The 16420-nt window shown below is 54.3% G+C and carries 8 protein-coding genes; 1 reads left to right on the top strand and 7 read right to left on the bottom strand.

The annotated features are described in order from the left end of the window. Positions 1-580: 580 nt before the first annotated feature. Entirely contained in the window at positions 581-6016 is a 5436-nt protein-coding gene (locus JMJ04_RS37800) for a type I polyketide synthase (protein ID WP_201375524.1), read from the top strand. A gap of 103 nt (positions 6017-6119) precedes the next feature. Here JMJ04_RS37800 and JMJ04_RS37795 read toward each other — a convergent pair whose 3' ends face one another. The 7 genes from JMJ04_RS37795 to JMJ04_RS37765 all read right to left on the bottom strand — a co-directional run bounded on the left by JMJ04_RS37795 (position 6120) and on the right by JMJ04_RS37765 (position 16253). After that, positions 6120-7292, bottom strand: coding sequence for an alpha-hydroxy-acid oxidizing protein (locus JMJ04_RS37795; protein ID WP_201375523.1), 1173 nt, complete (start codon positions 7290-7292; stop codon positions 6120-6122). A 156-nt stretch (positions 7293-7448) separates the two neighbouring features. Further along, positions 7449-8042, bottom strand: a complete 594-nt coding sequence (locus JMJ04_RS37790) for a nitroreductase family protein (protein WP_236038867.1) — start codon at positions 8040-8042, stop codon at positions 7449-7451. 186 nt (positions 8043-8228) lie between these two features. Beyond that, positions 8229-9386, bottom strand: coding sequence for a hybrid sensor histidine kinase/response regulator (locus JMJ04_RS37785; RefSeq protein ID WP_201375522.1), 1158 nt, complete (start codon positions 9384-9386; stop codon positions 8229-8231). Next, entirely contained in the window at positions 9352-9846 is a 495-nt protein-coding gene (locus JMJ04_RS37780; protein ID WP_201375521.1) for a response regulator, read from the bottom strand. The genes JMJ04_RS37785 and JMJ04_RS37780 overlap by 35 nt, the downstream gene beginning before the upstream one ends. Then, positions 9836-11935 (bottom strand): PAS domain-containing sensor histidine kinase, encoded by a 2100-nt coding sequence (locus JMJ04_RS37775; RefSeq protein ID WP_201375520.1) that lies wholly within the window; start codon positions 11933-11935, stop codon positions 9836-9838. Before JMJ04_RS37775 ends, JMJ04_RS37780 begins: the two co-directional genes overlap by 11 nt. A 269-nt stretch (positions 11936-12204) precedes the next feature. Further along, a complete protein-coding gene (locus JMJ04_RS37770) occupies positions 12205-12792 on the bottom strand; it encodes a hypothetical protein (protein WP_201375519.1) in 588 nt (195 codons plus the stop codon). 254 nt (positions 12793-13046) lie between these two features. Further along, a complete protein-coding gene (locus JMJ04_RS37765; protein WP_201375518.1) occupies positions 13047-16253 on the bottom strand; it encodes a HEAT repeat domain-containing protein in 3207 nt (1068 codons plus the stop codon). Positions 16254-16420 lie beyond the last annotated feature (167 nt).

Below are 16420 nucleotides of genomic sequence, written 5' to 3'. Positions count from 1 at the left end.
CTTTACGCGTTGAACCTTTCAACCTGCCAGACTGTCTCACATCTCTGCCTTCCTTCTTAACAACAACTCTATTTAAATGCATAAATTTTGTGCTCGTATGTTGTACAAAAGCAGTCAGATGTATTTTGGAGATGTGTGCGCAAAGTCATTTCAGGTGAAACGGTAGCTTTTCCTTTCGTTTTCCTCTGGATGCGCTGGATAAGCTGTCTTATACCATCAACAAAGAAGGTATCGTATGGTCTCTTTGTGACAAGAAATGGTAAAAACTAGCCTGCTCCTGATCGCTTCTCTTTCGTCTTCGTATCAGCAGTAAAGGTAATTGTATTGAAAAGCTTATGTTAGGGATCTTACCTCCTTAGGGATATGTTATTATGATATTGTCGTATTTGTAGTATAAGATAGCATATGTAAGTATATTTTGCTATAAAAATTTAGTTAAAATATGTTTGCATCTTTGCAGTTTCTTATGTGCAAATATGCATGCTAACTGTTTGCTTTGTTACAGCGGTAGTACACAAGAAAAGTAGTAGGCGTCAAATAGTAGTCGTTATGACCTGTAACCAGGAAGGATATATAAAGCTTGAGTACCACTTTGTCCAACGTACCCGGAAATGCGATTGCTATTGTTGGTATGGGTTGTCGCTTTCCTGGAGCCCCCAACCCCGATGCATTCTGGAAATTAATGGCTGAGGGTGGAGATGCGATTACAGAGGTACCACGTGATCGGTATGACGTGGATGCTGTGTACGATTCGCGCCCCGCGACGCCAGGGAAAGTGATGAGCCGCTTTGGTGGGTTTTTAGCCCAGGTAGATCAGTTTGACGCCGCGTTTTTTGGTCTCTCTCCACGCGAAGTTTCGCGTATGGACCCCCAGCATCGCTTATTGCTCGAGGTGGCATGGGAGGCGATGGAGGATGCTGGCCTGGTGCCGGGAAAGCTGCGTGACGAGGTTGCCGGAGTCTTTATTGGTGTGATTACTAGTGATTACTGGGATAGGCAGTTCCGCAATCCAACCGATCTCGATGTCTATAGCACGGCGGGGAATTCACGTAGTGGTGCCGCTGGTCGTATTTCATATGCTCTCGGTCTGCAAGGTGTGAGTGTGGCCCTCGATGCTGCCTGTTCCTCCTCGCTGGTCGCGGTCCACCTGGCATGTCAGAGCTTACGTACAGGTGCCTGCACTATGGCCCTGGCCGGGGGCGTCAATATTATCCTGAATCCTGATCATACCATTGGCTTCTCGCAAGGGCGTATGATGGCTCCCGATGGGCATTGTAAGGCGTTTGATGCCAGGGCCGATGGCTATGTTCGTAGCGAGGGCGCCGGTGTCGTAGCCTTGAAGACGCTTGAGAAGGCCCTGGCGGATGGGGATCAGATTCACGCCGTCATCCGTGGTAGTTCTTCTAATAATGATGGACATTGTGACCTGTTTATGGCGCCAAGCGTACAGGGACAGCAGGCTGGCCTGCGCCTGGCGTACAAGGATGCGGGTCTCGACCCGCTACAGGTGCAGTATGTCGAGGCACATGGCACAGGCACCCAGGCTGGCGACCCGGTTGAGATCAATGCATTGGGCAGCGTCCTTTGCGCTGGTCGCTCACCTGTCAGGCCGCTGCTGGTAGGTTCAGTGAAAACCAATATCGGTCACACTGAGGGAGCGGCTGGTCTCGCAGGCCTGATCAAGGTCGTACTTTGCCTTAAGCACAAGATGATCCCGCCCAACCTGCATTTTCAAGAACCCAGCCCAAAAATTCCCTGGGATGATTACGCATTGAAGGTGCCGATGGAGCTGACGCCCTGGCCCGAGAGCGAGGGTTCACGCCTGGCGGGTGTGAGCAGTTTCGGTATCGCCGGAACAAATGTGCATGTGATTGTGGAGGAGGCCCCTGTCCGCGAGCCTGTCATACCAACGGCGGATGCTGAGCCGACCAGCTATCTTCTGCCCCTTTCAGCGCAGAATACGCAGGCGCTACAAGACCTGGCGACGAAGTATCTTCAGCATCTCGAAGATGAGGTATACGCGGACCAGGCCCTGCGCGACATCTGCTACACAGCCAGCGAGCATCGTTCACACTTTGAGCAACGATTGACCATCGTTGGCCACTCGCGCCAGGATATGCGCCAGAAGCTTGAGGCGTTTACACGCGGCGAGACGGGTCTGGAGATTATGAGTGGGTGTAAGCGCAATGATCAGCGGCCCAGAGTAGCCTGGATCTTTCCCGGCCAGGGTTCGCAATGGTTGGGGATGGGGCACGATCTGCTGGAGCGCGAACCAGTCTTTCGAGCCATGATTGAGGAGTGCGACCGGGTTATGCGTACCTATGTCGATTGGTCGTTGCTGGAGCAATTGCAGGCGGACGAGGTATATTCCCGGCTCAACGAGATCAATGTGGTGCAGCCGACGCTCTTCGCCATCGAAGTGGCCCTGGCAGCCCTCTGGCGCTCGTGGGGAATCGAACCAGATGTGGTTGTTGGTCACTCAATGGGCGAAGTGGGAGCCGCGTATGTGGCGGGTGCGCTGAGTCTGGAGGATGCTGCCTGGATCATCTGTGCGCGTAGTCAACTATTATTACGCGTCAGTGGCAAGGGTGCGATGGCCGCCGTAGAACTCTCAATGGGTCAGGCGCAGGCCTTCGTGCGTGATTACCAGGGACGCGTCTCCGTCGCGGTAAGCAATAGTCCTCACTCAACGGTTCTCTCGGGAGGCCCTCAGGCGCTAACAGAGATTCTGGCTCTGCTGGAACGCAATGGTATCTTTGGACGCCTCGTGCGCGTGGATGTGGCTTCGCATAGTCCACAGATGGACCCCTTACACGATGACCTGCTGGCCTTGATGCAGCGTGTACAACCTCGCACGGCCCAGATACCTATGTTCTCGACCGTTAGCGGTGCCTATCTTCAGGGCGCTGAATTGGTGGCCCCCTACTGGGTGGATAACCTGCGCCAGCCCGTGCTGTTCTTGCAAGCCACCAGGGCATTGTTGGCGGAGGGTATCGATGTCTTTATGGAGATAAGTCCGCACCCGATCCTGGTTGGAGCCATCAGACAGACGCTGGAGGAGTACGAAATACCCGGCCTGGCCCTGGCTTCGCTACGGCGTGAGGAGGAAGGTCGCGCGGCCCTGCTGGGGACTCTGGGAACGCTGTATACCCATGGATATGATCCTGATTGGGCCAGGTTGTTTCCCACAAGCGTTCAGCATGTTGCTCTTCCAACCTACCCCTGGCAGCGCCAGCGCTACTGGAACTCCAATGCCGAGCACTACTTCTATGGCTCGCCAGTTCAGCATCAGGGTACCAGGAACGCAACGGCTCATGCGATCCTGGGGCTGAGCACGCAGTCGGCGCTTCACCCTGACACCTATTTCTGGACCACCCAGATTGGCCCCGACATCCTCCCCTACCTGGGTGAACATCGGGTCTATGATGTACCGGTGCTACCGGGAGCGGCCTATATTGAACTGTCCCTGGCGGCGGCCACAGAGATCTTCGGTTCCCAGCAGTTCCTGGTGGAGGAGTTGGAACTGAAGCAGGCGCTCTTCTTCCCCAAAGGCGCGCCCCCCTTCACGCTCCAGCTTATTATGATGCCGGAACAACAGTCGGAATATATGGAGCTACGTTTCTTTAGTACCCAGGCGGGACAGAGCAGTGAGGCGCTCACCTGGAGCGAGCACGCCAGGGTTACTGTGTGTCGCATAGAGGAGGCACTCAGCTCTGAGAGTGTGATGCATCCAATTCCCGAAGAGGTGCAGCGTGATTGGACCTTAGCTATGGAGGCGCCAATCTACTATCAGGGATTGCGTAACCGCGGCATTCAACACGGTGAGCCTTTCCAGGGCGTGACGCATGTCTGGCGGCGCCCGGGCGAGGTCATGGCGCACCTATCGTTACCGGAAGATGTCGCCTACGATATGGCTGGCTATCAACTTCACCCGGCGCTGATGGACTCAATTCTCCAGGCGATCACACCCTTCCTGCCGGAGGAAAATGATGATAGCTATGTCCCAGTCGAAGCCAGGCGTATAAAGTTTCACCAGCGGCCCGTGCCTGGAGTCGGTCTGTGGTCGCACGCGCTTGTGGATATGGAGAAGAATCGTGATCCTCGTATGCTGGAGGGAGATATCTTCCTGCTGGATGAGCAAGGCCAGGTCTTATTGGAGGTGCTGGGTTTCCGCTTGCAGTCGCTGGACAGCGGTTCGCAGGATCTCATGCGCCAGCGCCTCAACCAGTTGCTCTATACCATTGAATGGGAAGAGCAGGCTCTGAACGCCGTGCAACAGCCAGCACAGCCGCGCACCTGGCTACTTTTTAGTGAGTCCGAGGGGCCAGGACGGGCGTTGGCTGAGTGCCTGCGAGCCTCTGGAGGACGCTGCCTTACTGTTACTCCTGGATATTCCTATAGTTCGATAGATACGGGGCATTACGAGCTGGTAGCGACCTCGGCGGCTGACTTCCACCAGCTCTTTCACGAGGTTTATGATGCATATGGTACGCAGGCGCTCGGCATCGTCTATCTCTGGGGTTTGGGAACGAAACCGGCCAGTGAAGAACTGGCGTCCCAGGCCTTCTATATCGACATGGAGCAATCCAGCCTCGGTCTGCTGCACCTGGTTCAGGCCGTAAACGCCACTAAAGGCGAGCACTCCACACGCCTCTGGATCATCACGAGTGGCGTTCAGGGAATAGAGGCACGCGACAGCTCGAGCGCGCTGGTGCAAAGCCAACTCTGGGGCCTGGGGCGCGTCATCGTCTACGAGCACGAGGACCTTCACAGTACGCTCATAGATCTCGACGCCACAGCCAACGAGCACACCGTTGAGGCGCTCTTCCGCGAAATCTGGTCAGATGTCGGTGCGGACGAGGTGGCTTTGCGCGGCGAGAGACGCTACCAGGCTCGCCTGGCGCATGCTACCCTGGTGGAGCCGGAAACGACGAATCAATCACGCTTCCACGCTGATGGAACTTACCTGGTGACGGGAGGCCTGAGTGGCGTCGGCCTGCGGAGCGCGCAGTGGATGGTCGAGCAGGGAGCGCGTCATCTCGTTCTTATGGGAAGGCGTACTCCTGGCGAAGAGGCCAGTGCGGCCATTCAAGTCATGGAGAGCCAGGGTGCCAGTGTGCGTGCTATGCAGGTGAACGTGGCCCTGGAAGAGCAACTGGCGAGTGCTCTCAGCGAGATACGCCAGACTATGCCACCCCTGCGTGGTGTCTTCCACTCTGCCGTTGTGCTGGATGATAGCATTCTTCTGCAACTGGATCAGGAGCGCTTCCTGGGCGTGATGCCGCCCAAGGTTGATGGCGCCTGGAACTTGCATCGCCTGACGTTGGAAGACCCGCTGGACTACTTTGTCCTCTTCTCCTCGGCGGCCTCGCTTATCGGTTCGCCGGGACAGGGCAACTATGCCGCGGCGAACGCCTTCATGGATACGCTGGCCTTTTACCGCAGGCGGCAGGGGTATCCCGCGCTCTGTATCAACTGGGGGCGTTGGGGTGAGATCGGCCAGGCGACAAAGGGTGATCGAGGAGAGCGCCTGGACTTCCGTGGCTTTGCCAGCATGAAGCCAAAGGAGGGGCTAGCGGTCCTGGGGAGCCTGCTGCGCCAGAGCCCACCGCAGGTCGGCGTCATGTCCTTTGACCTGCCCAGGTGGAGTCAGTTCTATCCCGATCTCCGCAATTCCTCACTCTTCACGCGCTTGGTCACAGAAGCCCAGGCCCAGGAAGCCAGTGGAATCCAGAACTCAGGCGTGACGCGCGCGGTATTGACTGACCTCAACGATGAGGGGCGCCGGGAAAAGCTCAGTCAGTACCTCAGCGCGCAGATCGCCCGTGTGCTGGGCCACACCTCGCTCAAGCTTGACGCGCAGCAGCAGCTCAACCGCCTGGGCATCGACTCGCTCATGTCCGTTGAACTCAAGAATCGCATCAACTCCGATCTGAAGATAACTGTGCCAGTCACCACCTTCCTGCAAGGTGTGACCTTCGAGCAACTTATCACGCAGGTCAGCGAACAATTGTAGCAAGTAGTCGTGTACGCCAGTAGCTGGCTAGCTACTGGCGTACACGACTACTTGGGCCTATCACTTTTTTCATTGACAAAGTTCCACCAGGCATGTGGAGTCGTCACATGCGCACGACGGCGCTGGCATCTACCTCGGCAAAGGAGGTGCAGCCGCTGAGGGCCAGGGTGAGGTCCAGGTCGGCAAGCAGGTTGGCCAGTAGTTCGCGAACGCCCTGTTCGCCATTCAGAGCCAAAGCCCAAATGTAGGGGCGTCCAAGGAGGACCGCCTGTGCTCCCAGGGCGATGGCTTTAAGTACATCTGATGCCCGCCGAATGCCACTATCGAGGAGGATGGGAACTTCTCCCCGTACTGCCTCGGAGATGGCGGGAAGCGCGTCGAGCGAGGCAATGGCGCCCTCTACCTGGCGGCCACCGTGATTGGAAACGATCACACCATCCATGCCGGCGTCGATGGCTTTGCGCGCGTCATCGGGATGGAGAATGCCCTTGAGCAGGATGGGGAGCTTTGTTTGTTGGCGCAGGGTAGCCAGGTCCTGCCAGGTCAGAGAGGGATTGGTGAAAATAGCGAGGAAGCGCTGAATGGCCTCCTGGGGATTGACCTCGGGCGGCTGTGAGAGGCCCTTGCGGAAGGCGGGATCGCTCAGATAGTTGCCAATGCCCTGGCCCAGGATAAAGGGGAGATAGGCGTTTTGAATATCAGAGGGACGCCAGGCCAGGAGATATGTGTCAAGCGTGACTACGATAGCCTCGCACCCGGCCCGTTCCGCTCGCTGAACAATGCTCTGATTGAATTCCGGGTCCTTACTCCAGTAGAGCTGGAACCAGCGTGGCGCATCGCCCATTGCCTGTGCCACCTGTTCGAGTGGCGTCGAGGAGGCTGTACTGAAGATAAAGGGTAGGCCAACCGAAGCTGCCGCGCGTGCGGCCCCTGTTTCGGCTTCCGTATGGACAATCGACTGGACACCGATAGGCGCGAGCAAGATCGGGACTGGATAGCGCTTATTGAAAAGTTGGATGCTTAGATCGCGCTCCGCTACATTGCGCAACATGCGAGGAACGATGCGCCAGCGCTGAAAGGCCGCCAGATTGGCACGCATGCTATCCGCCATACCATTGAGATAGCCACTGGCCTCGGGCGTCATTGCCCTATTCGCTGCCTGCTCCAGGGCTTCGGGATCGACTGGTAGACTGGGGCGTTGACCTTGCAGGCCAGCCATATAGACCTGAAACTGGCGCTGTAGCCCATATGAAGAGGGAGGGGGTAGAGAACTCATGTCGTCATCCTTTCTCTGTGCGGTTAGCGGTGTCGCCACCACTCTAAGTATGCCTTATAGCTACCCCATCACACAAGAAAAAAGGGCGAAAATAATAGTAGGAGAGGGTCAAGCGGCGCTCGACTCCCTCCTACTATTATAAGTATGAGTGTAGGATTAGCCGTTCCAGCGGCCCTGGAAGACGAAGTCTTTCTGCTCTTTGCGGACGCGAGGAGCCAGTTCGCGCTCGCGGAAGTCGTCAGATAGGTCGTCAGCGTGACCGGGATAGCCGATTGCGATCATGGTCAGGGGGACATAGCCCTCGGGAATGTTGAGTTCTTCGCGAGCCTTGCTGGCGTCGAAGCCACCCATCTGGTGCGTAGCCAGTCCAAGATCGACCGCCTGCGTAACCAGGGCACCGGAGGCCATGCCCACATCATAGAAGCTGACCGTCTCTCTGCCAGGAGCTTCGTAGAGTTTGGCTACGACGAGGACCAGGACGGGGGCCTTCTGCGCCCACATCGCATTGCGCTCAAAGAGAATCGAGGTCAGGCGAGCGTGCTCCTCTGGCTGTTCATTAGTTGCGTAGATGAAATGCCAGGGCTGCATGTTGTTGGCGGAAGCGGCCCAGCGCGCGGCTTCAAAGACGCTATCGAGCTTTTCCTGTTCGACAGAGCGACTGGAGAAGGCACGAGGACTCCAGCGATGACGAATCAAATCATGGATGGGATGCAGGTTGTCAGCAGGTTTATAGTGGGTTGTTGTTGTCACTATTCTATTCCTCTATTGCCTATATTTGCGTATATAGGTTACTTATTATTAGTCGCTTGTATTATTTCACCATAAGCCTGCGAGGTTGTCAAGCCCTTTGGCTAGATCTGCGTCAAAAGGATAAGGGGCATGTATGTGGAAAACGAGCTAAGTTCATTTTCCACATACATGCCCCTTATCCTTGCCCTACACAGTTTCGGGTTGGGTGACGATGCTTTCCTTGCGCTCAAGGGGGAGGGAGAAGCAGAAGGTTGCGCCCTGGCCTTCTTCGCTCTCGACCCAGATGCGACCCTCATGTTGTCTGATAATCTCCGAAGCGATATGCAGGCCAAGTCCCAGGCCCGGGATTGAGCGTTGCTCGGGGCGTTCCTGGCGAAAGAAAGGCGTGAAAATTTTCTCCTGAACATCTTTAGCAATGCCCGGACCAAAATCCTGTACACAGAGCGTTACATCCTGATCCGAGAGGTGGGTCTTCACAACTACGCGTTGGCTAGTACTGGCGTATTTCATGGCGTTGGTCAGAAAATTGGTAATGACCTGGCCAAGGCGCATGCGGTCACCCCAAATTGTAATGCCACTCTCGCCTTCCAACTCAAGCGTAAATTGCTCATTGATTGCCTGTAGATCTTCTACGATCTCTTTTACCAGCTCATCGAAGGGGAAAAACTCCTCGGAGATCGAAAACATTCCACCAGAGATGCGTGTGACATCGAGGAGGTCATCGAGCAGGCTGGTGAGTTTAGAGACCTGGGCGTTCATGCGATTTACCAGTTGCAGGGCCTGATCATCTTCTGAGCGCTTGTAACGTTTGTTGAGCAATTGAGCATAGCCCTTGATGCTGGTGAGTGGCGTTTTGACCTCATGAACTACCATACTCATGAACTCATTTTTGCGTTTCTCCAGTTCCTGGACTGCCATCTTTTCGCTGATCAGCTTCTCGCGCTCAATCTCAGCCTTTTTACGCTCGATGGCATAGCGAATAATACGATGCAGGAGTTCACCCTGTAAATGACCCTTGTCGATGTAATCATCCGCGCCAGCCTGTAGGGCCTGGATATCGATCTCGCCTTCAGTCGCACCCGTGAGGAGAACGATGGGACGCACATATCCATGTTCGCGGGCCTCTGTCAGTAGTTCAATACCGTTGTGAGCACCCAGGCGATAGTCAAGCATGCAGAGATCATGTTGGGTATCTTCAAGCATGCGCGTCAGGCCATGGATATACGAGGTTTCCCATTCAAGCTCATAGCGCACTCCCGAGATGCGCGAGAGGTGCTTGCGGAGGAGGATAAAATCCTCCTCGTCATCCTCAATGAGCAGAATTCTGATTATTGGTATCGTCATACGCATTGTTCTTTTCTTCAGGAGGTAGAGTAACAATCTCAAACCAGTATTTTCCCAGCATCTGCATTACTTCAATCAGGTTTTCAAAGGTAACTGGCTTGGTAATGAAAGAGTTCACTCCGAGTTTGTATGAACGGTAGATATCCTCTTCCGCCTTCGAGGTAGTAAAGACCACAACGGGGATATCACGCAATTCCTCGTGAGATTTCAGCTCTTTAAGTGCCTCGCGCCCATCCATGCGGGGCATATTGAGGTCAAGCAGGATGACTCCCGGGCGTGGCGCCTTGGCTGGATCAGTAAACTCGCCCCTGCGTAAGAGGTAATCGAGCAACTCTTCGCCATTATGGACTGTGTAGAGAGGATTGAGTAGTTTGCCTTTTTCCAGGGCCTTCTGAGCTAACAAAATATCATCATCGTCATCATCAGCCATTAGAATGACAAGGGTCTCTTTATTCGTCATATGTGTACTCCTGTTGTGCTGCGTGAGAAATAGGGAGGGTTACAACGAAGGTTGAACCCTCGCCAAGGGTGCTGGTGGCATTGATGGTGCCCTCGTGGCGCTCGACAATTTTGCGTACCACGGCCAGGCCAATCCCTGTTCCTTCATACTGTCCTTTGCCATGCAGGCGCTGGAAGACAATAAAGATGCGATCCAGGTACTTCTCATCGAAGCCAATGCCGTTATCCTTGATGGTAAGCTGGCAATACGCGGGTGCAGGGTTCTCTGCCTGTCCTTCTTCTTCTGTCGCGGGAAGAAGTTCAGCCGACACGGTAATTACAGGTGGAACGTCGCGTTGGTGGAATTTAAGCCCGTTTCCGATTAAATTCTGTAGCATCTGACGCATTTGTACGGGATCGGCCTGGATGGTTGGTAGCTGGCCGATCTCGACTGTTCCCTGTGTGGTCTGGATTTGTACCTCTAAATCATCTACGACTTCCTGGGCAATCTGGTTTAAGTCAATGGTAGAGAACGGGAGGGCCTTCGTTGTCACGCGTGAGAAGGTAAGCAGATCGTTGATCAAGACCTGCATACGCGCGGCGGCCTGGCGCATGCGATCCAGGTACATTTTGCCTGAACCCAATTCCTTACCATGGTCCTCTTCCAGGAGATTACCAAAGGATTGGATTTTGCGCAACGGCTCTTGTAGGTCATGGGAGGCGACGTAGGCAAACTCCTGTAATTCCTGGTTACTGCGCTGCAACTCTTTATTGGTCTGGTTCAGAGCTTCTGTTCGCTGATTGACGCGGTCCTCTAGCATGCTGGCGAAGTCTTGTAGCTCCTGGGTTACGCGTACCAGCTGCTGTTCAGTCTCTTTGCGTCCGGTGATATCAATATTAATGCCAACCATATCCTGGGGACGGCCCTGGCCGTCGTAGGAGATGATCTCGCCCATACCACGCAACCAGTGAGTCGTACCATCAGGCCAGATCACACGAAATTCTACGTTGTAAGGAGGTCCGCCTGCCACTGCACGTTGTAGATTCTCTTCGGCTTCCGCGATATCATCGGGATGAACGCGCTGTGCCCAGTTCTCGTACCGGCCCTCGAAGCCACCTGCTGGTAGGCCATAGAGTGCCTCTAGCTCTGGCGTCCAGATGATTTTATTGCTGGGAATATTCCACTCGAAGGTGCCGATGCGCCCAACGCGCTGTGCCAGTTGCAGGCGCCGCTCATTTTTCTTAATGTTTTCGCGGGCGCGAACCTTTTCCGTGACTTCGACTGCATGTACAAGAATGCCATCGACCTTGCCCAGAGCGTCGCGAGTAGGCTGGTAGACAAAATCAAAATAGCTTTCCTGCCCGCCGTTATACACGAGCACTTCTTTGCCAATATATGGTTTTCCGGTGGTATATACAGTGTCGAGTAGCTCGAAGAAATGTGGATCATAGTCTGATAAAGCTTCACGTGCTGGTTTCTGCCAGAGACCTCGATTTCCTACCAGGCGACGATAGTGGTCATTGGCGAACTCGAACACATGTTGTGGTCCCTGAAGTAGACAGATAAAGGCCGGAGCCTGAGTAAAGAGATCATAGAAGCGTTGACGCTCGGCCTCAGCATTTGCCGCCATCTGACGTGTGGCCTCTTGCTGCTCATAGAGCGCCTCTTCCAGGCGCTTGCGCTCGGTAATATCCTCGACAACTGAGATAAAATATTGCGCCGCTTCGGTTTTATCCCGAGCCAGGGAGACCGTAAGATGTGCCCAGACGAGAGAGCCATCTTTGCGAAAATAGCGCTTATCCATGGCATATGTTTCGATCTTGCCAGCCAGCAACTGCTGAACATAGGCCAGGTCTGCATCTAGATCATCAGGATGAGTAATATCCTGAAAGGTCATACGACGAAGCTCTAAACGTGTATAACCCAGAATATCGCATAGTTTCTGGTTGACCTGTAACCATTGCCCATCAAGGGAGACCAGAGCCATTCCGACAGCGGCCTGGTCGAAGACGCCTTGAAAGCGACGTTCAGCCTGGCGTACATTGTTTTGGAGTTGTGAAATGGAGCCTGGATCTTCTTGCGAGGAGGAAGTATGCGTATTTTGTGTCATGCGTCTGTTTGTTCTCCCTTTCCCTATGTTTCTATAAGGATGAGATGAGCACTTTGGCGTCTTCGCAGACGGGTGGTGCTGAAAAAGATGGGAAATGGCCCGATAGGGTTTCTCATAGCCGGTGTCTAAGACATATACTACTTAACACGTAAGGGAAGCGCAAATAGATGAGGCTGGGGAAAGGGCCTTACTTTTGATTGTGAATATATATGTCTATGGTAGCAGAAGGTTAGTGGTTTGGGCAAGAAACAGTACATATGTTCAGTTTTTTAATTTTGAGCTTGAGGCGTGGCAACAGGTGTCGCGCCTTTCAGGGGGCGCCACCAGAAGAGGAGAAACATCGCGAGGAGCGTTACAAGTAGGAGACCGCCCCAGCCAAGAAGGGCGATTTCTTCAAGGCCGTTCTCGCGCTTCTCTACCTCGCGTAGGGAGCGACCAGCCAGCACAAAGCCTGCTCCCCCTTTTATCTGGGTGACAACGATGGCGCTGCGGACACCGGGTTGTGGTTGCCAGGAGATCCGATCCTCCCCCTGTTGCTTTACATTCTCAAATATGCCCGCGGGGATAGTAGGAGTCCCGCCATTGAGTTCCGCGGAGGAGGCAAGGGGCTTGCCGTCGCGATCAAAAACGATAAGGTAGGGAGCCAGGCTGGTAGCGATATCGACCTTCTCCGTAGGCACCACCTGTTGTGGAGAGGCCCCATTTGCCAGGCGTGCCGCTGCATCCTCGGCCATCTGGATCTGCGGATCATCCGCGCCCAGGCGCTCGACCTGCTGCGCCAGACCGTACATAATGACAAAGAGACCAGAGATAATAATAGCTGTTAGCAGCCAGTATTTCAGGATAGTTTTGAGCATCGAGATTTCCTCCTTGAAGCACGCTCAGGTTTGTTCCTATTTCTTGCCATAACAAGCATAGCGTCTCTCGGTGTAGCTGGCTATGTTCTGAGTGCTTCTCTCAAGGTGCGTGTGTGCTTCTTACTAAGCTAGCACCTGGGACGTTTTACATAGATAGAGGTTGTTGATGGCGCACTGGCGAAGCCAGTGCGCCATCAACAACCTCTATCCGGCGAGTCATACGCAGTGGCGAGAGATCGCTTCCACACTTCATGCTAGGAGACAAAGGTAAATTGCGCGGTCTCAGCGACCAGGGGTGAGAGATCGGCTTTATAGCGCTCCAGGCGTTTTATTCGTTCATCTGTCCAGCCGCTGGCTTGCCTACCTTGCGTGATGAGAGCAGCGAGCGCGAGACGACGTAAACGCTCGTCGCGACTATTTGCAAGTGCCTGCTCCAGGGTTGCTAAATCAATATCAGGGCGTTTCGCGACCCCTTCGATAGCCTGTATTGCTCTTGCCAGGGCATCAGGGTGCAGATCCTTTGCCAGGCGCATAATTTCCGGTGCTACCTCCGACCAGGGGAGGCCCTGAATAATAAGGTTAAGGCGCATGGATATGGTAAGCCGATCACTGGCGAGTGCGCTTAAGATGGCCCGCGTGGTGGGTACCAGGCGTCGTTGATCGTTGTGTAGCGTGGGCAGATAATTGTTGTAGGCAACATATAACGCCTGGCGGTTATTGAGGAGCTGGCGTATAGCTTCTCCGACAAGGTTGGCATCTCTTCCCATATAGATGGCAAAAAAGGCCCTGGAGGCGAGCGCACATTCACCTGGTAGTGGAGAATTCAGCAGCGCAGAGAGATGGGTAAGCAGGGTATGCTCAGTATCGGTTACTGGATGATGCATGCAGCGCTGAAGCACATGCATACGCACAGTGGGATCTGGATGGTTAAGTAAGGTGGCGAGCAGGGTTGCCAGGCGTTTCTGAGCTTGAGGTGAGAGTCCATCGGCAGGAATTTGGATCACGCCACGCGCGATGGAGATATCGGAGGCATGGGCCGCCTGGTTGAATATCTCCCAGGTCTCATCTCGCTCCAAATAGGACCAGAAAGCACGCAAGAGGGCCACGCGTACATCACGATGGAGCTCATGTGTGTTGAGTGTGAGCAATTCGCGATACGCCTCCTCTGTTGCCAGTTCTCCGATCAGGCGTATGGTCTCTTTGGCGACTGTGACCTGGGTGGTTGGCACCCCGCGTAAAATCTTGAGCGCTTCAGCCTGTGGCAATGAGAGCAGGGCCTTGCGCAGGGCATAAATAGCGACACGAGCGCGTGCATCATTTAAGGCTTCAAGTAGGATTGGGATACCCTGACCGGCATCCAGCTTACCCAGCACTTGCAGGGCTGTATCGCGTACTGGCTCACGTGTATCGCTCGCGAAGGGAATGAGATAAGCCGGGTCGAGCGCTGGCATGGCTGCCAGTTGATGAATAGTGTAGGTGAGAGAAGAGGTAGGGCGCTTCTCATCGTTCGCGACCTCAAGCAGGGTGAGCGCAAAGAGTTCCTGTTGCGTTGGTGTCCAGCGGTAGAATCCTTCGCTAAAGGAAAGGACATAGCGAGTCTTGCCGGTGCTAAATCTGCCTTGATAGGCCTGCTGTCCCAGGAAGGGGGTCAGCAAGTCTTGCCGATTGCGATGGAGATAGGCGGAGACAGAGGTAAGCGTAATGCAACTTTTATCCTGCTCCAGCAAGCGTGGAATAAGCGAGGACAGGCGTGGCCTTTGATATTCGGCGAAGAGCTCAAGGGCCGTGTTTATGGTTGAGGCTTGACGCGTCTGGCTCAGGAGAGATTCTAGAATATCTGCCAGTTCACTCATCACGCGCAAGCGCGGACCAAAGGCGTTTGCCAGACTTACTAGCGCGGCCTCGCGTTCGCGTCCTTTCCATTCCTTTATCAACGGTAGGAGTGTATCTGCAAAGAGCTGTGTATGGGCTTTACTGATATAGGTGTAGAGCTTAGTGACGCTCGTGTACCCGCGTTTACGATAGAGATTGGTCAGTTGCGTTGAGCACCATGTAGGATGGAAGGAAAAGAGTTGTAGCACAATACGCTCAAGCGTGTTCGCAGTAGCGGCTGAGAGGTCTCGGGCATTGAGTGCATCGAGAATGATCTGTTCAAGATTGTCCAGGTCTGCGGAAGACCATATATGACGCGGCAGCTCCGAAAGCGCATTAAGTAAAGCGAGCCGTACAGGATCTTGTTCATAGCGACGGACGCGGACAAGTTGCAGCACATTACTAAGGCGCTCCCGCTGATAGCGGGCTGAGGCAATCAAGGCGCTAAGAGCCGCAGCGCGCAGATCGGCGTCAGGGGTGTTCAGGTAGCTACTCACCAGTTCCTGGGCCTCATCCCAGGGTAGGAAGGCGGCATAGCGTAGTCTGGAGATAGGGGACGTTGCCAGCGCCGGAAGTGCTATATGGCGGTGTGCCTCCTGCATACGTTGAACAGTCGGCAGAGATTTGATAATGTCTAATGGTAAAATACCATCTTTATCGCGCCAACCACGTGCACAGGCAGTATAGATCTCAAGGCGCTGTTCTGGCTTAAGCTTGCGAAAGTATTTATGGAAAAAGTGGTGGCTGCCAAAGTTTGTCGCGTAATGAGTAAACAGAGCGATAATCTGCTCTGTATCCAGGATGGGTATGGCCCTGCTAAAGTTTATGCTGCTCTGCTGACCTGAATGCCTGAGTAGGTCGAAAATCTCTCTGGGGCGTCTGAGAACGAGCGATTGTATGCTCAAGCGTTGAAAGGGAATAAGCGTGAGCGCTCCGCGCACTAGCTCAAGCCCGGCATCGGGATCTAGCTGAGCAAGCAGGGGCATGACAGCGTTGACCTGAAGGATGAATTGCTGATCCAGGACATCGCTGGCGGTAATACGAGCGCGTAACTGAGTGCTCGCGAAGGCAGGATGGCTCCTGGTCAAGCGCTTCCAATCATCAAGCTCAAATTTGTCAATGACCTGTCCAAGATGGTGCGTGACGATGTCAAGCGAGGCGAAAGGGAGCAACCGCTTGAGACGTGCATCCTGGCGTGCCGCAAGTGCCTCGATGTACATATTGATTGGCTCTTGCCTACGGCGGCGTGCCAGGTTAGTAAGGATTATAACTTGTAAGTCATTAGATATTGTATCCAGCGCGGCTTGTATCTCTGTATCGCTGCATAGTATTGAGACGAGGGGGAGCGCGAGGGAGCGCACGCAACGCGAGGGGTCGGAGAGCGCCTGGAGAGCCAGGGCTGAGTTCTGGCTGCCATAGTAGGATTGGAGCGCCAGGGTGCGCTCATAGATGTTGCCGCGAGCCAGGGCTGCTATAAGCTCGCGCATGCTGGCATCCTGTACAGCCAGGAGACCCAGTTCTACCATGCGGTACATGCGCCCATGATGCGTTAAAGTCTCACACTCTTGTAACAAATCTTCCAGTGTCATGCTTTCTTCTCCATCACGTCTCTTTAGCAAAGAGTAGCTATTATGTTTTCTTGTATGCTTGAGCATCGTACGCGAAGGCAGTTTGCCTGTCAATATCCAGGGTTGGTACGCGACGCGTGCTTCAGCAGCGTCGGTAGGATACAATCTAAACAAAGAAATTATATAGA

This window comes from Ktedonobacter robiniae, assembly GCF_016587375.1.
GTDB classification, from domain to species: domain Bacteria; phylum Chloroflexota; class Ktedonobacteria; order Ktedonobacterales; family Ktedonobacteraceae; genus Ktedonobacter; species Ktedonobacter robiniae.
This window is presented reverse-complemented; position numbering and strand designations above follow the sequence as displayed.